This window comes from Burkholderia sp. Bp9004, assembly GCF_003858025.1.
Classification (GTDB): domain Bacteria; phylum Pseudomonadota; class Gammaproteobacteria; order Burkholderiales; family Burkholderiaceae; genus Burkholderia; species Burkholderia diffusa.
On sequence record NZ_QTQD01000024.1, the window covers coordinates 42905 to 62378 of the forward strand.

General features: G+C 68.7%; 14 protein-coding genes. 6 read left to right on the forward strand and 8 right to left on the reverse strand.

Annotated elements, in window-relative coordinates; translation table 11 throughout:
* Positions 1-4: 4 nt before the first annotated feature.
* Entirely contained in the window at positions 5-4192 is a 4188-nt protein-coding gene (locus tag DIE08_RS23835; RefSeq protein WP_124903884.1) for a bifunctional nitrate reductase/sulfite reductase flavoprotein subunit alpha, read from the forward strand.
* Between the two features lie 25 nt (positions 4193-4217).
* On the opposite strand, the gene DIE08_RS23840 is transcribed toward DIE08_RS23835, so the two are convergent.
* Positions 4218-4676 (reverse strand): hypothetical protein, encoded by a 459-nt coding sequence (locus tag DIE08_RS23840; protein WP_124903886.1) that lies wholly within the window; start codon positions 4674-4676, stop codon positions 4218-4220.
* 164 nt (positions 4677-4840) lie between these two features.
* Here DIE08_RS23840 and DIE08_RS23845 point away from each other — a divergent pair, with 164 nt between their 5' ends.
* The 3 genes from DIE08_RS23845 (at position 4841) to DIE08_RS23860 (ending at position 9582) form a co-directional block, all read left to right on the forward strand.
* Positions 4841-5284 carry a hypothetical protein gene (locus DIE08_RS23845; protein WP_409360405.1) on the forward strand — a complete coding sequence of 148 codons (444 nt, stop codon included), beginning with the start codon at positions 4841-4843 and terminating at the stop codon, positions 5282-5284.
* A 426-nt stretch (positions 5285-5710) separates the two neighbouring features.
* Positions 5711-8305 (forward strand): bifunctional lysylphosphatidylglycerol flippase/synthetase MprF, encoded by a 2595-nt coding sequence (gene mprF, locus DIE08_RS23855; protein WP_124903888.1) that lies wholly within the window; start codon positions 5711-5713, stop codon positions 8303-8305.
* Entirely contained in the window at positions 8302-9582 is a 1281-nt protein-coding gene (locus DIE08_RS23860) for a virulence factor family protein (protein ID WP_124903890.1), read from the forward strand. Before mprF ends, DIE08_RS23860 begins: the two co-directional genes overlap by 4 nt.
* A 73-nt stretch (positions 9583-9655) precedes the next feature.
* Here the strand turns inward: DIE08_RS23860 and DIE08_RS23865 are convergent, their stop codons facing one another.
* The 4 genes from DIE08_RS23865 to DIE08_RS23880 all read right to left on the reverse strand — a co-directional run bounded on the left by DIE08_RS23865 (position 9656) and on the right by DIE08_RS23880 (position 13996).
* Complete coding sequence (locus tag DIE08_RS23865) at positions 9656-10114, reverse strand: DUF934 domain-containing protein (protein WP_124903892.1); 459 nt, start codon at positions 10112-10114, stop codon at positions 9656-9658.
* The gene (locus tag DIE08_RS23870; RefSeq protein WP_124903894.1) at positions 10111-11895 is read right to left on the reverse strand and encodes a nitrite/sulfite reductase; all 1785 of its coding nucleotides are present in this window, start codon (positions 11893-11895) and stop codon (positions 10111-10113) included. Before DIE08_RS23870 ends, DIE08_RS23865 begins: the two co-directional genes overlap by 4 nt.
* A 188-nt stretch (positions 11896-12083) precedes the next feature.
* Complete coding sequence (locus DIE08_RS23875) at positions 12084-12479, reverse strand: hypothetical protein (protein ID WP_059600572.1); 396 nt, start codon at positions 12477-12479, stop codon at positions 12084-12086.
* Between the two features lie 83 nt (positions 12480-12562).
* Entirely contained in the window at positions 12563-13996 is a 1434-nt protein-coding gene (locus tag DIE08_RS23880; protein WP_124903896.1) for a PLP-dependent aminotransferase family protein, read from the reverse strand.
* Between the two features lie 433 nt (positions 13997-14429).
* Here DIE08_RS23880 and DIE08_RS23885 point away from each other — a divergent pair, with 433 nt between their 5' ends.
* Together DIE08_RS23885 and DIE08_RS23890 are read left to right on the forward strand one after the other, a co-directional pair.
* Positions 14430-15554, forward strand: coding sequence for an extracellular solute-binding protein (locus DIE08_RS23885; protein WP_124903898.1), 1125 nt, complete (start codon positions 14430-14432; stop codon positions 15552-15554).
* Complete coding sequence (locus DIE08_RS23890; protein ID WP_124622888.1) at positions 15551-17323, forward strand: diguanylate cyclase domain-containing protein; 1773 nt, start codon at positions 15551-15553, stop codon at positions 17321-17323. Before DIE08_RS23885 ends, DIE08_RS23890 begins: the two co-directional genes overlap by 4 nt.
* 98 nt (positions 17324-17421) lie before the next feature.
* Here the strand turns inward: DIE08_RS23890 and DIE08_RS23895 are convergent, their stop codons facing one another.
* From DIE08_RS23895 to DIE08_RS23905, 3 genes are all read right to left on the reverse strand, one after another.
* Entirely contained in the window at positions 17422-17721 is a 300-nt protein-coding gene (locus DIE08_RS23895) for a DUF4148 domain-containing protein (protein WP_059600568.1), read from the reverse strand.
* 267 nt (positions 17722-17988) lie between these two features.
* Positions 17989-18249, reverse strand: a complete 261-nt coding sequence (locus tag DIE08_RS23900) for a hypothetical protein (RefSeq protein WP_006760082.1) — start codon at positions 18247-18249, stop codon at positions 17989-17991.
* Between the two features lie 76 nt (positions 18250-18325).
* Positions 18326-19174 (reverse strand): sulfite exporter TauE/SafE family protein, encoded by an 849-nt coding sequence (locus DIE08_RS23905; protein WP_124903900.1) that lies wholly within the window; start codon positions 19172-19174, stop codon positions 18326-18328.
* Positions 19175-19474 lie beyond the last annotated feature (300 nt).

Here is a 19474-nt window from a genome sequence, read left to right on the forward strand (position 1 = left end):
GCGCATGACCGCCACCCCCGTCAAGAGCGTGTGCCCGTACTGCGGCGTCGGCTGCGGGATGGTGCTGCACGTCGAGGAAGGCGAAGTCGTCAAGGTGTCCGGCGACGCCGACCATCCGACCAACTTCGGGCGGCTGTGCACGAAGGGCTCGTCGGCGCACGTCGCGTTGCGCCGTTCCGGGCGGCTCGACCGCGCGTTCGTGCGGCGCGCGCGCGAGGACGACCTCGTGCCGCTGCCGGCACGCGACGCGATCGCCGAGACCGCGCGGCGGCTGCGCGCGGTGCTCGACACGCACGGGCCCGATGCGCTGTCGTTCTACGTGTCGGGGCAGATGTCGATCGAGGCGCAATACCTCGTCAACAAGCTCGCGAAGGGCTTCGTCGGCACCAACAACATCGAGTCGAACTCGCGCCTCTGCATGGCGAGCGCGAGCACCGGCTACAAGCAGTCGCTCGGCGCGGACGGCCCCCCCGGGTCGTACCAGGATTTCGACCGCGCGAACCTGTTCTTCGTGATCGGCGCGAACATGGCCGACTGCCATCCGATCCTGTTCCTGCGGATGATGGATCGCGTGAAGGCCGGCGCGAAGCTGATCGTCGTCGATCCGCGCCGCACCGGCACGGCCGACAAGGCCGACCTGTTCCTGCAGATCCGGCCGGGCACCGATCTCGCGCTGACCAACGGGCTGCTGCACCTGCTGCATGCGAACGGCCGCACCGACGCCGCGTTCATCGATGCGTACACCGAAGGCTGGGACGCGATGCCCGCGTTCCTCGCCGACTACACGCCGGAGCGCGTCGCGGAAATCACCGGTCTCGCGGAAGCCGATCTCCGCACGGCCGCGCAATGGATCGGCGACGCGCAGGAATGGATGAGCTGCTGGACGATGGGGCTCAACCAGAGCACGCACGGCGTGTGGAACACCAACGCGATCTGCAACCTGCATCTCGCGACGGGCAAGATCTGCCGCACCGGCAGCGGGCCGTTCTCGCTGACCGGCCAGCCGAACGCGATGGGCGGACGCGAGATGGGCTACATGGGCCCCGGCCTGCCGGGCCAGCGCTCGGTGGCGTCCGACGACGATCGCCGGTTCGTCGAGAACCTGTGGCGCGTGCCGGCCGGCACGCTGCGCAAGGAGACGGGGCAGGGCACGGTCGACCTGTTCTCGCGGTTGGCGGCCGGCGACATCAAGGCATGCTGGATCATCTGCACGAACCCGGTCGCGACCGTGCCGAACCGGCAGAACGTGATCGCCGGGTTGCAGGCCGCCGAGCTCGTGATCGCGCAGGATGCCTTCCTCGACACCGAAACCAACCGCTACGCGGACATCCTGCTGCCCGGCGCACTGTGGGCCGAGGGCGACGGCGTGATGATCAACTCCGAGCGCAACATGACGCTGATGCGCGCGGCGGTCGCGCCGCCCGGCGACGCGCTGCCGGACTGGCGCATCGTCGCGGAAGTCGCGCGCGCGATGGGCTTCGGCGACGCATTCGACTATGCGTCGGCGGCCGACGTGTTCGACGAGATCGTGCGCTTCTCGAATCCGGCGACCGGCTACGACCTGCGCGGCGCGAGCCATGCGGCGCTGCGCGAGGGCCCGGTGCAATGGCCGGTCGCGCCGGGCACCGCGCGCGAGCGGCACCCGATCCGCTACATGAACGACGGCGTGAGCCAGACGCCGCGTCCGGCGACCGACGGGCACGACGCGCCGCGCCTCGCGTTCCCGACGCCGTCGGGCAAGGCGCGCTTCTTCGCGCGGCCGCACGTCGATCCGGCCGAGCTGCCCGACGACACGTTCCCGATCGTGCTGAACACCGGACGGCTGCAGCATCAATGGCACACGATGACGAAGACGGGCAAGGTCGCAATGCTGAACAAGCTGAACCCGCGCCCGTTCGTCGAACTGCACCCGGACGATGCGAGCGCGCTCGGCGTTGCCGCGAAGGACAGCGTCGAGATTCGTTCGGCGCGCGGCCGCGCGGTGCTGCCGGCCGTCGTGACCGAGCGCGTGCGGCGCGGCAACTGCTTCGCGCCGATGCACTGGAACGACGTGTACGGCGACGACCTGTGCATCAACGCGGTGACGAACGACGCGATCGATCCCGAATCGCAGCAACCCGAACTGAAATACTGCGCGGTCGCGTTGCGGCGCGTCGAGACCGATGCGTTCGCGGCCGCCGACGACGAGACGGCGCAACCCGACGCAGGCGCCGACGACGCGCGGCCCGCGCCGGCGCTGGTGCAGGCTACTGCTTCACAGGAATCCGACATGGCAGACATCGACACTTTCGCGGCCGCGCTCGGCGTGGCCGACCTCGCTCCGCCGCCATTGACGGACACCGAACGGCTGTACGTGGCCGGCCTTGTCAGCGGGCTGAAGGCGAGCGCCGGCCGGCGCGAGGGCAGCGTGCCCGTGCTGCCGGCCAGCGCGCCGCTCACGCCGCCGGTGCGGTTCTGGCTCGACGGGATGCTGGCGGGGCTGTTCAGCCGCTCGTTGCCGGCGAGCGTGCCGGGTGCCGCGGCGCCCGCGCTGCCGGGCGATGCCAGCGCGACCGGCGGTGTGCGGATCGTGCGCACGCGGCCGAAGGTCGTGCTGCTGTGGGCATCGCAGACCGGCAACATCGAATCGTTGACCGAGGATTACGCGACGCAGCTGATGAACGCGGGCTTCGAGATCCGCACCGCGTGCATGTCCGACTATCCGGTGGCGTCGCTCGCCGGTGCGCAATACGTGCTGCTGATGACGAGCACGTTCGGCGACGGCGACGCGCCCGACAACGGCAGCGAGTTCTGGGAAGCGCTGCAGGCCGGCAGCGCCGCGCGCCTCGACGGCGTGCACTTCGCGGTGCTCGCGTTCGGCGATCGCAACTACGACCAGTTCTGCGGCCATGGCCGCCGGCTCGACGCGCGGCTCGCGGAACTCGGCGCGGCGCGTCTTTGCGCGCGCGTCGATTGCGACGTCGAATTCCAGCGCGACGCCGACCAGTGGCTCGAACGCGTCGTCGCGCGGATCAAGGAAGCGGATGCGGCGCTGCACGCGGTGCCGTCCGCCGGCTTGAGCCCGTCGGGGCTGCTGCCGACCAAGGCGCATCCGGCGCCGTCGAAGCTCGTCGCGAACCTGCGGCTCAACCGGCCGGGCGCGGCGAAGGACACGCGCTACGTGTCGCTGTCGACCGAGGGCGCGAACCTCGAATACGAAACCGGCGACGCGCTCGGCGTGTGGCCGACCAACTGCCCGGAGCTGGTCGACGAACTGCTGTCCGTCACCGCGCTGAAGGCTGACGCTCCCGTGTCGGTGGCGGGTGTCGGCGACGTGCGCCTCGGAGATGCGCTCGCGCGCCACTTCGACATCACGCGCCCGCACCCCGACACGCTCGCCTTCATCGCGTCGCGCAGCGCGAACGGCGCACTGAAGGCGCTGCTCGGCGACGATCGCAAGGCCGACCTGAAGCAATGGTTGTGGGGGCAACAGCTCGCGGACGTGCTGCACGAGTTCCCGGTCGATCTGTCGGGCACGGAGCTGGTCGGGATGCTCAAGCGCATGCAGCCGCGCCTCTATTCGATCGCATCGAGCCCGAGCGCGCACCAGGGCGAGATCCACCTGACTGTGTCGGCCGTGCGCTATCACAACGGGCGGCGTGCGCGCAAAGGCGTTGCGTCGACGTTCCTCGCCGATCGCGCGGACGACGGCCGCGTGCCCGTGTTCGTGCAGAAGTCCGCACACTTCCGGCCGCCGGTGAACGGCGACGTGCCGATCGTGATGGTCGGCCCCGGCACCGGCGTCGCGCCGTTCCGCGGCTTCCTGCACGAGCGGCAAGCACGTGGCGCGCGCGGGCGAAACTGGCTGTTCTTCGGCGAGCAGCACGCGCAGACCGACTTCTACTACGGCGACGAACTGGGCGCGATGCACGAAAGCGGCTTCCTGACGCGGCTCGATCTCGCGTTCTCGCGCGACCAGGCCGACAAGATCTACGTGCAGGACCGGATGCGCGAGCAGGGCGCCGAGCTGTTCGCGTGGCTGGAGGAAGGCGCGCACTTCTACGTGTGCGGCGATGCGGCGCGGATGGCGAAGGACGTCGATACCGCGCTGAAGGCGGTGGTCGCCGAGCACGGCGGGATGTCGGACGAAGCCGCGAACGACTACGTCGCGCGGCTTTCGAAGGCCCGCCGCTACATGCGCGACGTGTACTGAACGCTGGCGACGCGGGCCGGGAGGGTTACGGCTGTTCGTCCGGTTGCGGTCGCGGTTGGTCGAACCACTGCCGGCTCGAGCGCGACAGCAACAGCAAGGTCGCCAGCGTGAAAAGGCAGTAGACCGTGCTCAGGAAATCGGCCGGCCGGTGCGCGACGGTGAAGGCCATCAACGCGAGCGTGGCGATGACGAGCCCGATCATCGTGATGCGCGCCCAGTTCTTCCGGCGCGCGATCTGCACGACGAGCAGCGCGAGGGCGACGGCGATCGCGACGAAGGTCGCCGCGAGCATCCGGACCATCCCGGCGCGAAACGAGCCGCTCGGGAAGCGGTCGAGCAGCGCCGGAACGACCGCCGACTCGAAAATGGCGACCCGGTACGCGAAGATGCACCACGCGCCCGTCAGCAGCGTAACGGCCACCCGCACGGTTTCCGGCGTATCGCCGCCGAAAATCGGCATATTCTTCAGCGAAGTCATTTTCATTTCGATGGGTTCCTTCGCGGCGGCGGGCATGCCGTTTGCGTTCGGCCGGCGGCGTTGCGGCCGCGGGCGGGAATCGATCGTCGCAGCGTAGCACAGGCGCAGGCGCCGGCCGGTTCGTTACGCGGCCGGTGCGCATCGTTCCTTCACGATCGACCGGAGCAAGCATGAAGAAGGGATTTGTCAGCGCGGCGAACCGGGCCGCGACCGTTTGCATGGCGGGCATCCTGGCGGCCGCCGCGGCATGGAGCCTGCCGGCCGCGGCACAGGGCTCGACGGCGCCCACGGGCACGGCCGCCGCGACGCCCGACAATGCGGTGCTGCTGACCGTGTTCCTCAAGCACGACCAGTCGCGCCCGCTCGCCGAGCTGAATGCGCAACTCGCGAAGCAGGGGTTCTACAAGGCGTTTCCGCCGCCGGGCGTGGAGGTGGTGAGCTGGACCGTGACGATGGGGATCGGGCAGATCGTCGTGCTGCGGTTGCCGGCGTCGCGGCTGCGGGAGGTCAATCGCGTGCTCGAGGATACGGCGTGGGGCGCGTACCGGACGGAGTTCTACCCGACTTACGACTACAAGGCGATCGGGTTGGGGGAGCATGAGCGGGCGGAGTAATGAGGGGCCGTGTGTGCCCGGCGCGGGATACGGCGGGCGACCCGCCACACAGACCCGTCCCCATTTCCGGCGGGTCGCGCCGGTTCGTGAATTCGTCCTCGTCCGTGCTGCCCGGCCGGGAGAATTTTTCCCAATTCCGCCCCCGGTCATTCATCCGATGAAAAAACCCCGCCGGTTCCCGGTATGATGCGCACCTTGCGTTTGTCGGACGCGATATTTTTGATGCGATTTTGATGTGTGAGACGCCACAAAACCGCACAATCCGAATCTGAAAGAATCTGTAATATAAATTCCGTATACTCGTAAGTTCTGATCCAGGCGCCGCCCGCGATTTCCGTCGGCCGACCGCCCACGCAGAACAACCAGATACGTCGCCGCCTGGCCGTCTTGCGCCGCGACACGCTATGCACCACCACTGAACAACCTATGTCTTCCCGCCACTCTGGTTCGCCCGGCCGCGCCGCGGCGGCGATCGCCCGTGCCCGGGCGTTGATCCGCAACGAGCGTGTGCTGTCGCCGCTGCTCGCGCTCGGCATCGGCCTGCTGCTGATCGTGGTCTTCCAGCACTTGTCGGAATCCGTCGACTACCGGTCGGTGATCCGCCAGCTGCGTCACATGTCCGCCGGCGAGTGGGGCGCGTCGCTGGCCGCGACGGCGCTCAGCTATCTCGCGCTCGTCGCCCGCGACGCGGTCGGCCTGCGCTACGTCGCCGCGAAGGTGCCGCGCGCCGCGCTGTGGATCGGCGCGATCGCCGGCTCCGCGCTGGGCAACGCGACCGGCTTCGGCGCGCTGACGGGCGGCGCGGTCCGCGCGCGCGTGTACGGCGTGTCGGGCGTCACGCCCGCGCAGATCGGCCGGATGACGGTATTCACCAGCGGCACGCTGGCGCTCGCGATGGTGTGGATGACGGCGATCGGCATGGTCTGCGTGCCGGAGGCGCTTGCCGCGATGCTGCACGTCGCGCCCGGCGTGCTGACGTGGACCGGCGCGGCGCTGCTCGTGGTGCTGGCCGCGATGGTCATGATGTGCGGCAACACCGCGCGCCCGGTCGTCACGCGTTTCAAGTGGCTGTCGTTCGACGTGCCGGCGCGGCGCGATCTCGTCGCGCAGGTCGTCTATGCGGTGCTCGACGTCGTCGCGGCCGGCCTGACGCTTTGGGTGCTGCTGCCGGCCGCGCCGGTCGGTTTCCCGACCTTCATTACCGTTTACGCCGCGGCGTTGCTGCTCGGGATGATCGGTCATACGCCGGGCGGGATCGGCGTGTTCGAAGCCGCGATGGTCTTCACGCTCGGTCGCGAAGTGCCGCCGCACGCGATGGTCGCTGCGCTGATCGCGTATCGCGCGATCTATTTCGGCGTGCCGCTCGTGCTGTCGGCCGGCCTGCTGGCCGGTTTCGAAGGCCGCGCGCTGCGGCGCCGGCTCGTGTCGCGGCAGGCCGCGCGCGTGTCGCAACTCGCGCCGCTGTTCCTGAGCCTCGTGACGTTCGCGGTCGGCGGGATGCTGGTGATCTCGAGCGCGACGCCCGCGTTCTGGCACCGGATCGCGATCCTGCGCCACCTCGTGCCGCTGTGGGTGCTCGAAGGCTCGCAGGTGATCTGCAGCGTGCTTGGCGTCGCGCTGCTGTTCGTCGCGCGCGGGCTGCTGCGCCGCCTCGACGGCGCATGGTGGATGACGTTCGCGCTGACGCTCGCGAGCCTCGCGCTGTCGCTGGCGAAGGGCCTCGCGTTCGTCGAGGCCGGCGTGCTCGGCATTCTGCTGGTGCTGCTGCTCGTCAGCCGCCGCCGTTTCAACCGGCATTCGTCGCTGCTCGCCGAGCGCTTCACGGTGAGCTGGTTCGTGTCGGTGGCGATGGTGCTGATGCTGGCCGTGTGGGTGCTGTTCTTCGCGTTCCGCGACGTGCCGTACACACGCGAGCTGTGGTCGCATTTCTCGTTCGACGCGCGTGCGCCGCGTGCGCTGCGCGCGACGCTCGCGGCCGGCGTGTTCGTCGCGCTGTTCGCGCTTTGGCAATTGCTGCGCCCGGCGCCGGGCCGTTTCGTGAAGCCCGCGGAGCAGGATCTGTCGGATGCCGAACGGATCATCCGCGCGCAGGAGTGCAGCGACGCTGGCCTCGCGCTGATGGGCGACAAGTCGTTCCTGTTCTCGGAGTCCCGCCAGGCGTTCCTGATGTATGCGAAGAACGGCCGCACGTGGGCCGCGCTCCACGACCCGGTCGGGCCGCGCGAGGAATGGCCGGCGCTGATCAGCAAGTTCATTGCGCTCGCACACGCGCACAGCGGCCGTGCGGCGTTCTACCAGGTGCGCGCGAACGCGTTGCCGTTGTATCTCGACGCGGGGCTCACGCTGATGAAGCTCGGCGAGGAAGCGCACATCGCGCTCGACCGGTTCGACCTGAAAGGCTCGAACCGGTCGCACCTGCGCTATGCGCTGCGTCGCGGCGACAAGGACGCGCTGACGGTCGAGGTGATCGCGCCGAGCGACGTGCCGGCCGCGCTGCCGGCGCTGCGCGACATCTCCGACGGCTGGCTCGACAGCCGCGACGCGCGCGAGAAGAGCTTCTCGGTGGCGGCGTTCCACGACGGCTATCTCGCGACGCAGTCGGTGATGCTCGTGCGCCAGGCCGACAAGCCGATCGCGTTCGTCACGTTCATGACGACCGACCTCAACACCGAGGCGACGGTCGGCGTGATGCGTCATCTGCCGGAAGCGTCGCCGTATGCGATGGAGTATCTGTTTACGCAGCTCGCGCTGCATCTGAAGGAAGCGGGGTTCCGCAAGCTGAGCCTGGGCATTGCGCCGTTCTCGGGGATGGGGGCGGCGAAGATGCCGTCGCCGTGGCACCGGTTCGGGCTGATGGTCTGGCGCTTCGGCGGCCGCTTCTACAACTTCCGTGGCTTGCGTGCATTCAAGAGCAAGTTCGAGCCGCACTGGGAGCCGCGCTATCTCGCGGCCTCGGGCTCGGTCGGCGTGTTCGTCACGCTCGCGGATCTGTCCCTGCTGGCTGGAGGTCGGCGTTCATGATGTTGAAGAAGGGTATCGCGCAGGCGGCAGTCGCCTGCGCGGGAATGATGCTGGCCGGCGCCGCGCTCGCGGCGCAGCCGGCTGCGGCGAAACCGGAAACCGTGTCGGGCGGCCGTTACGGCCCCGTGACCGTGACGAAGCCGAGCGGCCCGCTGCGCGGCTTCGTCGTGCTGTTCTCGCGTGAGCGCGGCTGGGGCGCCGCCGATCAGCAGGCAGCCGACGCACTCGCTAAAGCGGGGGCGATGACGGTCGGTGTGGATTCGGAGCGCTACGCGGCGAACCTTGCCGCGAAGCAGGAAACCTGTCACCACCTCGACGGCGACGCCGAGGCGGTCAGCCACCAGCTCGAACGCCTGGCGCAATCGGCGCGTTACTACACGCCGATCGTCGCGGGCGTGGGCCAGGGCGGCGCGATCGCGAAGCAGATCCTGTCGATGGCGCCGGAGAACACCATCGCCGGCGTCGTGTCGGTCGCGCCGGCGGCGAAGCTCGATGCGCGCTTCAAGCCGTGCCCGCCCGATCCGACGATCGTGCGCCGCGCGATGCCGGGCTTCGTCGAAACCGCCGCGGCCGGCGACACCACGAAGCTCGTGTCGCTCGTCACGTCGCACCTGCACGACACCAGCAGCAGCGACGAGCTCGACGTGTCGGACCTGCCGCTCGTCGAGCTGCCGGCCAAGGGCGGCAGCGACCGCCTCGCGATCGTGATCTCGGGCGACGGCGGCTGGCGCGATCTCGACAAGACGATCGCCGAGGCGCTGCAGCGCGACGGCGTGTCCGTGGTCGGCATCGACAGCCTGCGCTACTTCTGGAGCGAGAAGCCGCCCGCACAGGTGAGCCGCGACCTCGCGCGCGTGATGCGTACGTACATGGCGCGCTGGCATGCGAACCGTGTGGCGCTGGTTGGCTACTCGTTCGGCGCGGACGTGATGCCGTTCGCGTACAACCGGCTGCCGGGCGACCTGCGCGACAAGGTCGCGGTGATGTCGCTGCTCGGCTTCGCGCCGGCGGCGGATTTCCAGATCCGCGTGACGGGCTGGCTCGGCATGCCGGCGAGCGACAAGGCGATGAAGGTCGCGCCGGAAATCGCGAAGGTGCCGCCGCAGCTCGTGCAGTGCTTCTACGGCGCGGAAGAGAAGGACACGATGTGTCCGGCGCTCGCGAATACCGGCGCCGACGTGATCAAGACGGGGGGCGACCACCACTTCGGCCACGACTACATCGCGCTCGAGAGGAAGATCCTCGGCGCGTTCGGCAAGCCGGTGGCGGCGCGCTGAACGCCGGCGCCCGCTTCGCGGCGGGCGCGGCGCTTGCGGTTCATCGGACGGGCGGCCTGCGGGCCGCCCGTTTTCATTGCTCCGTCTGCGTCGCCGGATCCTGCCGCGGCGCTGCCGTTCTCGCATCGCGCTGATAGAAGCCCGGGAACCGGTCGAGCTGCTGGCGCGCGGCGGCCAGATCGGCATCGACGCCGAGCACCGCGCTCGAAAACCCGGTGCGCTCCATCAGCAGCAACTGGTCGATCAGCACGTCGCCCGTCGCACGCAAGTCGCCGGCGAAGCCGAAGCGTTTGCGCAGCAGATAGGCCTGGCTGTACGCGCGGCCGTCGGTGAAGGACGGGAAATGCAGGTCGATGCGCGCGGCCTGCGCGATTCGTTCAGCGAGCGGCGGCAGTTCCTCGTCGTTGCCGATCGTCAGGGTCGTGCGCGTCGCCGTGTCGGGCGCGTTCGTATCGTCGGCGTGTTCGGCCGGCGTCAGCAGCCGGATGCGTGCGTTCGCGCTCGCGTTCACTGTTTCGTCGATCGGGTTCATGCGTGCTCCGCGTGGTGACGTGCGTCGTTCGCCGCGGCCTTGAAAGGCTCGGTGCCGATGCGGCGCACCGTGTCGATGAATCGTTCGCTGCGGCCGTCGGCATCGAGACGCGCGTCGAGATACACGTCGACGAGCGCGTCCACGACATCGACGATCTCGTCCGCCGAGAACGACGGGCCGATCACCTTGCCCGGCCGCGCGGGGCCGCTCGCGCTCGAGCCGTCCGAGCCGCCGATCGTCACCTGGTACCACTCCGCGCCGTCCTTGTCGACGCCGAGGATGCCGATGTGCCCGCTGTGATGGTGGCCGCACGAGTTGATGCAGCCGCTGATGTGCAGGTCGATGTCGCCAACGTCGTGCTGCATGTCGAGATCCTGGAACCGCTCGGCGATCGCGTCGGCGATCGGGATCGAGCGCGCGTTCGCGAGCGCGCAGAAGTCGCCGCCGGGGCACGCGATCATGTCGGTCAGGAGTCCGACGTTCGCACTGGCAAGACCGATCGCGCGCGCGTTCTCCCACAGCAGGAACAGGTCGTCGACATGCACCCACGGCAGCACCACGTTCTGCGTGTGCGTCACGCGCGCCTCGCCGGCCGAGAAGCGCTCGGCGAGTTCGGCCAGCGCGTCGAGCTGCTCGGGCGATGCATCGCCGGGCGCCTGCAGGCGACGCTTGAACGACAGCGTGACGATGCGCAGCGCCGGGTCGCGGTGTGCGGCGACGTTGCGCGCGAGCCAGCGCGCGAAGGCCGGATGGCGATTGGCGTGGGCGGCCATGCGTGCTTCGGCATCGTCGAGGTCGAGCGTGCGCGGCTTCAGCCGCGGCGGCACGAACGATGCCGCGATGCGGTCGAACTCGGCCTGCGGAATCGTGTGCGGGCCGCCGTCGTGCTCGACGATCTGGCGGAACTCTTCCTCGACGTCGTCGATGTAGCGCTGCCCCTCGCTCTTCACGAGGATCTTGATGCGTGCCTTGTACTTGTTGTCGCGGCGTCCGTGGCGGTTGTAGACGCGGACGATCGCCTCGATGTAGTTCATCACGTGCTGCCACGGCAGGAACGCGCGCAGCAGTGTCGCGATCAGCGGCGTGCGGCCCATGCCGCCGCCGGCGCTCACGCGAAAACCGAGCTCGCCCGCGTCGTTGCGCACGAGCTTCAGCCCGACGTCGTGCCAGTCGGTCGCCGCGCGGTCCTCGGCCGCGCCGGTGATCGCGATCTTGAACTTGCGCGGCAGGAACGCGAATTCCGGATGCAGCGTCGTCCACTGGCGCATCACCTCCGCGAACGGCCGCGGATCGGCGATCTCGTCGGGCGCGACGCCCGCGCGCTCGTCGCACGAAATGTTGCGGATGCAATTACCGCTCGTCTGGATCCCGTGCATGTCGACGGTCGCGAGCAGGTCCATCACGTCGGCCGCCTTCGCGAGCGGAATCCAGTTGAACTGCACGTTGGTGCGGGTCGTGAAGTGCGCGTTGCGGGTCGGCAGGCGCAGCGTGCCGAGCAGCGCCTGCGCGTCGCAGGCGGCGCGATAGGTGGCGTCGTCGGGCACGTCGTAGTCGCGTGCGATTCGGGCGAGCACGCGAAGCTGCGCGCTCGACAGTTCGCCGTACGGCACGGCCACGCGCAGCATCGGCGCGTGGCGCTGCACGTACCAGCCGTTCTGCAGGCGCAACGGCCGGAACGCGTCCTCGCTCAGCGTGCCGTGCTGCCAGCGTTCGAGCTGGTCGCGGAACTGGGCGGCGCGGCTCAGCACGAGCGCCCGGTCGAAATCGGTATATCGATACATGACGTGATACGCGAGAGGAGCGGCGGCGCAGGGGCGCGCGCCGCTCGGGAGGGGACGTTGCGACGGGTGTCGGGCAACCGGAGACAGCGTAGGGAACGCGGGGCGGCGGGAAAAGAAGCAGATCGGGACGAAAAGGGCACAGCAGATTCGCGGGGCGCGGGCATGCGTTGCGCATGCCTGCGCCGGGTTCACGCCTGCGCGTCGACGATCAACGCCGGATCGAGCGCGCGGATGCGCTGGTCGATGAAGTAGCCGCCGCCTTCCTGGTAGCGCAGATACAGCCGGCCGCACGACACGCAGCGGCTGACGTTGCAGCGGTTGTACGGAAAGTGGCGCGGCGCGATCGGTGCGTCGTCGGACCCGTAACGCGTGCGGTCCGGATGGTATTCGTCGTAGGTCGGCTCGGGGTCGTCGGGCGGCATGAGCGTCGCCACTTCGACGAGCTGCGTGTCCCGTAGCGACAGCGGCAGGCTCGTCCAGCCGGCAAGCGGGGTCTTCGTGCAGGTGCACGGCTGCGTGACGCCAGCGGCTTCGGCGGCGAGCCTCAGCAGCGCGGCGTGATCGAGGTACGGCAATGCGCTCATGGGATGGGTCGAGGGGGCGAAAAGAGGTGCACTGTAACCCGTGCGTGCGTCGGCTGCACGGCGGCGGCCGCCTGCGTGCGGGCTCAACCGGCCTTGCGTACGGCCGGCTCGGCGACCAGTTCGCCGAGCACGCGGATCGCGCGTTCGATGTCGCGGTTCCACGGATGGCCGAAGTTCACGCGCACGCAGCGCTCGAAGCCGTGCGCGGCCGAGAACAGCGGTCCCGGCGCGAAGCTGATGCCGCGCGCGATCGCCTGGCGGTGCAGTTCCATCGCATCGATCGCATCGGGAAACGACAGCCACAGGAAATACCCGCCGTCCGGCCGCACCCACTCGACGCCGTCCGGCAGCCAGCGCCGCAGCGCGTCGTCCATGCGGGCGAGCTGCGCCTGCAGTGCGCCGCGCAGCTTTCGCAGGTGACGATCGTAGCCGCCGTGCTCCAGATAGTTCGCGATGCCGGCCTGCGCGGGAATGCTCGCCGACAGCGTGGTCATCAGCTTGAGCCGCTGCACCTTTTCCGCGAAACGGCCGGCGGCGGCCCAGCCGATCCGGTAGCCGGGCGCGAGCGTCTTCGAGAACGAACTGCAATGCATCACGAGGCCGTGCCGGTCGAAAGCGCGCGCGGGCAGCGGGTAGTCGGGGCCGAAATGCAGCTCGCCGTACACGTCGTCCTCGATCAGCGGCACCTCGCGCGCGGCAAGCATCTCCACGAGCGCGCGCTTCTTGTCGAGCGACAACGTGACACCGGTCGGATTCTGGAAATTGGTCATGAACCAGCACGCGCGAATGTCGTGCCGGTCGAGCGCGTTCGCAAGCGCATCGAGATCGAGGCCCGTGCGCGGATCGACGGGAATCTCGACCGCGCGCAGGTCGAGTCGCTCGATCGCCTGCAGCGCCGCATAGAAGCCGGGCGATTCGACCGCGACGACGTCGCCGGGCCGCGTGACGGCCATCAGGCACAGGTTCAGCGCTTCGAGCGCGCCGTTCGTGACGACGATCTCGTCGACGGGCTGTGCGACGCCGGTCGCCAGATAGCGGCGCGCGATCTGCTGGCGCAGCGCCTCGTTGCCGGGCGGCAGATCGACGACCGTGCTCCACGGGCTGACGAGCCGCGTCGCCTGCGCGAGCGACTTCGCGAGGCGCGGCAGCGGAAACAGCTGCGGCGACGGGAAGGCGGAGCCGAGCGGCACGATGCCGGGCTGCGTCGCGGCGTCGAGCACCGAGAACACGAGATCGCTGATGTCGACCTTGCGCGTCGCGCCGGCGCGGCTCGCGCGGCGTTTCGCGGGCGGGTTCGCCGCCGGGCCCGCACCCGGCGCGACGTAATAGCCGGAGCGTTCGCGTGCGCGGATCAGCCCCCACTGTTCGAGCAGGTAATACGCGCGAAACACCGTCGACTGGCTCACGCCATGTTGCGCGATGATCTGCCGCAGCGACGGCAGGCGCGTGCCGACCGCGAGGTTGCCGTGGCGGATTTCGTCGGCGATCGTGTGGGCGAGGGTTTCGTAGCGTTTCATCGGTGCGGGTGGTGCATGCTTGCGCCACGCGCGGGCCAGTGCGGCGCCACGCCGGCGGGGCGGGTCATTGTCTGACGAGCGGCCCGAAAAGGAAAGCGCGACGGCCGCGGCGGCTGGCCGCGCTTTCGGGGCGATGCCAGTGCCGATGCTTGCGCCGCATCAGGCCGCGTTCTGCTCCGCGTTGCGGCCGTTAGCACCGTCCCTTTCGCCTGGAAGCGTCCGGCGCCAACGACGCGTAACGACTTTCTCCTGATCATTCGTTGTTCTCGCATACGCATTCGTCTGAGCGCGACGACACGCGATCGAACGGGTGCACGCATGTCGTCCTCCGCATGAGGCGGACACGATTCGCGTGCGGCTTGTTCCAATTGCGCCGCGATATTTTTTATGGTCTTGTTGCACGATCACGCGTCGACTCGAAAAAGGACGGCGGATGCAGTCGGGCCATTCATACGGGGTCCCTTTGATCAGGGGAATAGGCGCGCGCGAGCGTGGGCTTCGTGCCGTCCGTCGATTGCTTGTCCTGTTGGCGCTGGGCGTGTCATGCGTGCCCGCTTTGGCCGCTTCTCCCGAGACCGTCAACGACAACGTACTGCGCGTCCTTGCATGGCCCGGCTATGCGGACAACGATGTCGTCAATGCATTTGAGACGCAATTCCATGTGCGCGTCGAAGTGACGTTCGTCGATTCCGACGAAGCGTTGTGGACGCGAATGCACAGCGCGTCGCCACCGCCGTATGACGTGCTCGCGGCCAACACGGCCGAGATCCAGCGCTATGCGCGCGGCGACCTGCTCACACCCATCGACCTGTCCCAGATCCCCAACCGTCGACGGCAACTGCCGAATTTCCGGCAGCTCGCGACGATCGGCGGGCTCGTGCACAACGGCGCGACCTATGCGATTCCATTCACGTATTCGTCGATGGGACTGATCTACGATCGCAAGCAGGTGCCGGTCGCGCCACGTTCGATGCTGGAACTCTGGAATCCGCGTTACCGCGGCAAGGTGCTCGACTTCAACAGCGCGCAGCATAATTTTTCGTTCACCGCGCTCGCGCTCGGCTATCCCGACCCGTTTCACCTGTCGCCCGCGCAAACTCTTGCCGTCGCGCACAAGCTGGTCGACCTGCGACGCAACCTGCTCACGTATTACACGTTTCCGGAAGAGGCGACCGCGCTGTTCGTCCAGCATCGCGCGGCGCTGATGTTCGGCAACTACGGCACGCAACAGGTCGAACAACTGCGTCGCGCCGGTGCGGATGTCGGCTACGTGATTCCGAACGAAGGTGCGCTCGCGTGGCTCGACTGCTGGGGCGTCACGCGCGGCGCGGAGCATCGCGAGCTCGCTTTCGCATGGATCAACTACATGCTCGAGCCGGCGATCGGCGCGCTGCTGACCGAACGCCAGGGGCTCGCGAATACGCTCGAGCCGCCACCCGGTCTCGAGGCCGGCCACCAGCACCTCGTCTGGATCCAGCCGGTCGAGGACATCGCGTGGCGCGAGTCGCTGTGGAGCCGCATCGTATCGGGCGATCGGCCGGAGCGGTTCGACAAATGATCAGGCTCGGGCTGACGTCGAAGCTGTCGGTGCTGTTCGCATGCATCGGCGTGATCGCGTCCGGCACGACCGGCTACTACACCTACCGCGCGAACCGGACGATGCTCGTGCAGGAAGCACAGCACAGCCTGCTGATGTCGACGCAATTGCTCGGACAGCGCTTCACGACCGCGCTGTCCGACGTGGCTGACGATGCGCTCGTGCTCGCGCAATTGCCGTCGGCGGCGCTCGTCGCGGGCGGCGGCGGCACCGATCGCGCGCCGCGCTCGCGGCTCGAGCAGGTGTATTTCAGCTTCATGAAGAACCACCCCGAATACCTGCAGGTTCGGCTGATCGCGCGCGGCGATTTCGGGCTCGAGCGCATCCGCGTCGATCGCGACGCACACGGCATCGTCGTGCTGCCGGAGAGTGCATTCCAGGAGAAAGGGCAGTTTTCCTACGTATTCGACACGCTTGCGACGGCGCCCGGTCACATCTACCTGTCGCCGATCGTGATCAATCACGAGACCGGCTCGCATGCGGCCGAAGGGCTGCCGATCCTGCGCGTGGGCACGCCGGTCGTCGACCAGGCCGGCGTGGTCGTCGGCGCGCTGGTCGTCGACGTCGAGTTGTCGCGCATGTTCGATCGGCTCGAGCGCGACCTGCCGCAAGACTACGTGGTGTTCCTCGCGAACGAGTGGGGCGACTTCCTCGTGCACCCCGATCCGTCGCAGATCTTCGGCTTCGATCGCGGGCGGCGCGTGCTGATGCAGGACAGCTTTCCCGACACGCGGCTGCTGTTCGCCGGGACGCGCACGAACGTGACGCTCAACGGTCTCGCGCAGCCCGACGAAGTACCGGGCGAGATGCTCGCGTTCGTGCGCACGCCGTTCGGCAAGAACGAGGGCAACCGCTTCGTCGTGCTCGGCATGGCGCGTCCGCTCACGGACGTGCTGGCGCCGGCCGGGATGCTCGGCGAACGGATCATCCGGATGGTGTTCCTGATGAGCCTGGCAGCGGTGATTCTCGCGATCCTGTTCGCGCGTGCGATCACGCGTCCGTTGCAGATGCTCGCGCGCGCGGCGACCCACGTGTTCGACGATCCGGCCGCCGAACGATTGCCCGTTGCGCGGGCCGACGAAATCGGCGTGCTGGCGCGCTGTTTCGACTGCATGCGCGTCGAGATTCGCACGCAGGTCGCGATGCTGCGCGCGAAGCAACTGGAGCTCACACACCTCGCCGGTCACGATCCGCTGACCGGCCTGCCGAACCGCCTGTTGTTCATGGAGCATCTCGATGCGGCGATCCGGCATGCGGCCGCGGAGCGCGAGGGGCTGGCGGTGATGTTCGTCGATCTCGACCGCTTCAAGCAGATCAACGATCAGCACGGGCACGCGGCCGGCGATCGCACGCTCGTCGCGGTCGCGAAACGGCTGAGCCTCGTGCTGCGCAGCGGTGACATGGCCGCGCGGCTCGGCGGTGACGAATTCATCGTGCTGATTTCGGACGTGCGATCGCCGGCGGTGATCGGCGATATCGCGTCGCGTATCCAGATCGTGATGGCCGAGGAGCTGGAGTTCGGCGACCGTCACCTGGCCGTGGGCGCGAGCATCGGTGTCAGCGAATATCCGGTCGATGGCGCGTCGGCGGAGGAACTGCTGGTCAAGGCCGACGCGGCGATGTACGCGGCCAAGGCGTCCGCGCAGTGCGCGTGCGTGCGTTACCAGGAACTGCTGGGCGGCGGCGGCGCGGATGCGGGCGCCCGCATAGCGGCGGGCGGCGGCCGCTGACGGCGGGCCGGTAGCGTGCCGCGCAAATGCGACGAGCCCGTCATGGGACGGGCTCGCCGGATCCGGGTTGACTGCGCGCGATGCGCGCAGCGGCGGGCTTAGTGGCCGAAGTAGACCGAGTCGCGCGCGTTGTGCACCTTGACTGCCGGTGCGCCGCCCTGGACGACCGGGGCCGGTTGCGCGCCGTAGCCGCTGGCGTCGGCGGCCTGCACGCGCGCTTGCGCGGCCTGGATGTCGGCCGGGTAGTGCGGGCTCGACTGGCTCGGCTTGTAGCCGGCGTTTTCGAGCTGGACGAGTTCGTTGCGCACTTGCGCGCGGGTCACGGTGCTTTGGGCGAAGGCGCCGAACGAAGCGGACAGGGCAACAGCGGCAACGACTGCGGAAACGAGCGATTTCATGATGACCTCCGATGTTCTATTGAGTTCGCCGGCGACACCATGTCGTAAGCGATTGATTACATCGTAGGCGTCGGCCGATTCAGGGTAAACGTGGATTCCGACTAAAGATCGTTGCAAACGGGATAATAATCCCAGCGGAAATCCGATCCGTCCCTGTTCCGTGTCGTGGGAATCGCAGACCGGTGGCGGGCGGGAGCGGCGAGGCGCCGCGCATGGGCGAACACCCGGCGGCGGGCGCCGGCAGGTGGGACGAGGGACGGGGCCGGATCAGACGCCGTCGGCGTCGTCGATCTCCTTGCGCTCGCGGCGTTCTTCGTTGCCGCGGCGCGCCCGCAGGCGCTGGCGCGACAGGACCGCGATCACCTGCTGGGTGGGCGCGCCGGACGGCAGCTCGTTGCGGATGCGATCGGGCACCATCGGCAGGCCCGCGCGCTGCCGGCGCAGTGCCTTCGCGATTGCCCGGCGGCATTCGTCCCCGTGGCAATCCCATTCATCGCGGATTCTCTGGCAATAACGGCATTGTTCCATCGAGACAGTCTAACGCGTCTTGGGGATCGGGGCTGAAGGGGGAGCGGACCATGACGGGGCCGGCGGGCGGCCGACGTCATTTCGCGTTTGCATGCGGGCTGTCGACCTGCGCGACGGGCGATGCCGCGTGCCGGAAGACGCCCGACTTCCAGATCATCTGGGACGCGGCGACGAGCACGAACAGCAGGACGACCATCCGGAATACGCGCGGTGACATTTTGTCCCGCAGCGGGCGAACGAGCCACATGCCGGCGATGGCGGGCAGGCTGGCCGCGGCCGAAATCGCGAGGTCGGCGGCGCTCGCGTGTGCGGCGCCGCTGAACGTCGTGATCAGTGTGACGATCGACACCACGAGGATGATCGCGATCTGCTTCGTGAACGCGCGGCCGGTCACGCCGGATGAAATCAGGTAGGTGGCGAGCAGCGGCCCCGGCACCGACGCGATGCTCTCCATCAGCGCCGCGCCGAACCCGAGCGCGAACCCGACCGGCTTTTGCCATGCCTCCGGCAGGTTCAGCTTCGGCGCGCTCAGCATCAGCGCCGCAGCGACGATCAGCAGCGCGCCCGACGCGGCCTGTGCGTGGCCCGCGTTCAGCGACAGGAGAATCGCGACGCCGACGACGTTGCCGAGCACGGTGCCCGCGATCGGTGCAGCGATCTTGCGTGCGGTCGCCAGGACCTCGCCGCCTTCCAGCGCCTGCGGGATGTTGCCGAGGATGATCGGCATCGACAGCAGCAGCACCGCATGCCGGATCGGCAGGAACTGGCTCAGGATCGGCATCGCCACCAGCGGAACGCCGATGCCGGTGATCCCCTTGACCATCCCGCCGAGCAGCAGTGCGACGGCGATGCCGATCAGGTCGAGCAGCGCGAGCCCGTGCAGGCTGGACACCAATACACCTTCAGTCAGATCGAGATGAGTCATCGGGAGCAGGTCGAGACATGAGCGGCGGCGGGGCGGTCGACGGCACCCGTTGCCGGTGCGTGCGATGGCGCACGCCGTTGTTTGGTTTTGCGTCGAACCGGTCGCCCGTTGCATCGTCCGCCGTCGGCATTCGACAGGGAGGCATCGGCGCGCTGGCGCAAGCCCGCGCGTGCCACGGCGCCGGCGTTCGACACGGTTCGAGGCTGAATCTTACCCGAGCGCGATGCGGGGCATCGGGCGCGGTCGTGGGGCCGCGCCCGTCGAATATCGTTGGAGCGCTTCAATATGCTTCATGATGCG

Bases quoted from the DNA above. Each gene is read 5' to 3' on its own strand.
- DIE08_RS23840 (WP_124903886.1), bottom strand. From the start codon at position 4,676: ATGAAAATGACTTCGCTGAAGAATATGCCGATTTTCGGCGGCGATACG.
- DIE08_RS23845 (WP_409360405.1), top strand. From the start codon at position 4,841: ATGAAGAAGGGATTTGTCAGCGCGGCGAACCGGGCCGCGACCGTTTGC.
- DIE08_RS23900 (WP_006760082.1), bottom strand. From the start codon at position 18,249: ATGGAACAATGCCGTTATTGCCAGAGAATCCGCGATGAATGGGATTGC.
- DIE08_RS23835 (WP_124903884.1), top strand. From the start codon at position 5: ATGACCGCCACCCCCGTCAAGAGCGTGTGCCCGTACTGCGGCGTCGGC.
- mprF (WP_124903888.1), top strand. From the start codon at position 5,711: ATGTCTTCCCGCCACTCTGGTTCGCCCGGCCGCGCCGCGGCGGCGATC.
- DIE08_RS23885 (WP_124903898.1), top strand. From the start codon at position 14,430: ATGCAGTCGGGCCATTCATACGGGGTCCCTTTGATCAGGGGAATAGGC.
- DIE08_RS23905 (WP_124903900.1), bottom strand. From the start codon at position 19,174: ATGACTCATCTCGATCTGACTGAAGGTGTATTGGTGTCCAGCCTGCAC.
- DIE08_RS23870 (WP_124903894.1), bottom strand. From the start codon at position 11,895: ATGTATCGATATACCGATTTCGACCGGGCGCTCGTGCTGAGCCGCGCC.
- DIE08_RS23890 (WP_124622888.1), top strand. From the start codon at position 15,551: ATGATCAGGCTCGGGCTGACGTCGAAGCTGTCGGTGCTGTTCGCATGC.
- DIE08_RS23865 (WP_124903892.1), bottom strand. From the start codon at position 10,114: ATGAACCCGATCGACGAAACAGTGAACGCGAGCGCGAACGCACGCATC.
- DIE08_RS23875 (WP_059600572.1), bottom strand. From the start codon at position 12,479: ATGAGCGCATTGCCGTACCTCGATCACGCCGCGCTGCTGAGGCTCGCC.
- DIE08_RS23860 (WP_124903890.1), top strand. From the start codon at position 8,302: ATGATGTTGAAGAAGGGTATCGCGCAGGCGGCAGTCGCCTGCGCGGGA.
- DIE08_RS23880 (WP_124903896.1), bottom strand. From the start codon at position 13,996: ATGAAACGCTACGAAACCCTCGCCCACACGATCGCCGACGAAATCCGC.
- DIE08_RS23895 (WP_059600568.1), bottom strand. From the start codon at position 17,721: ATGAAATCGCTCGTTTCCGCAGTCGTTGCCGCTGTTGCCCTGTCCGCT.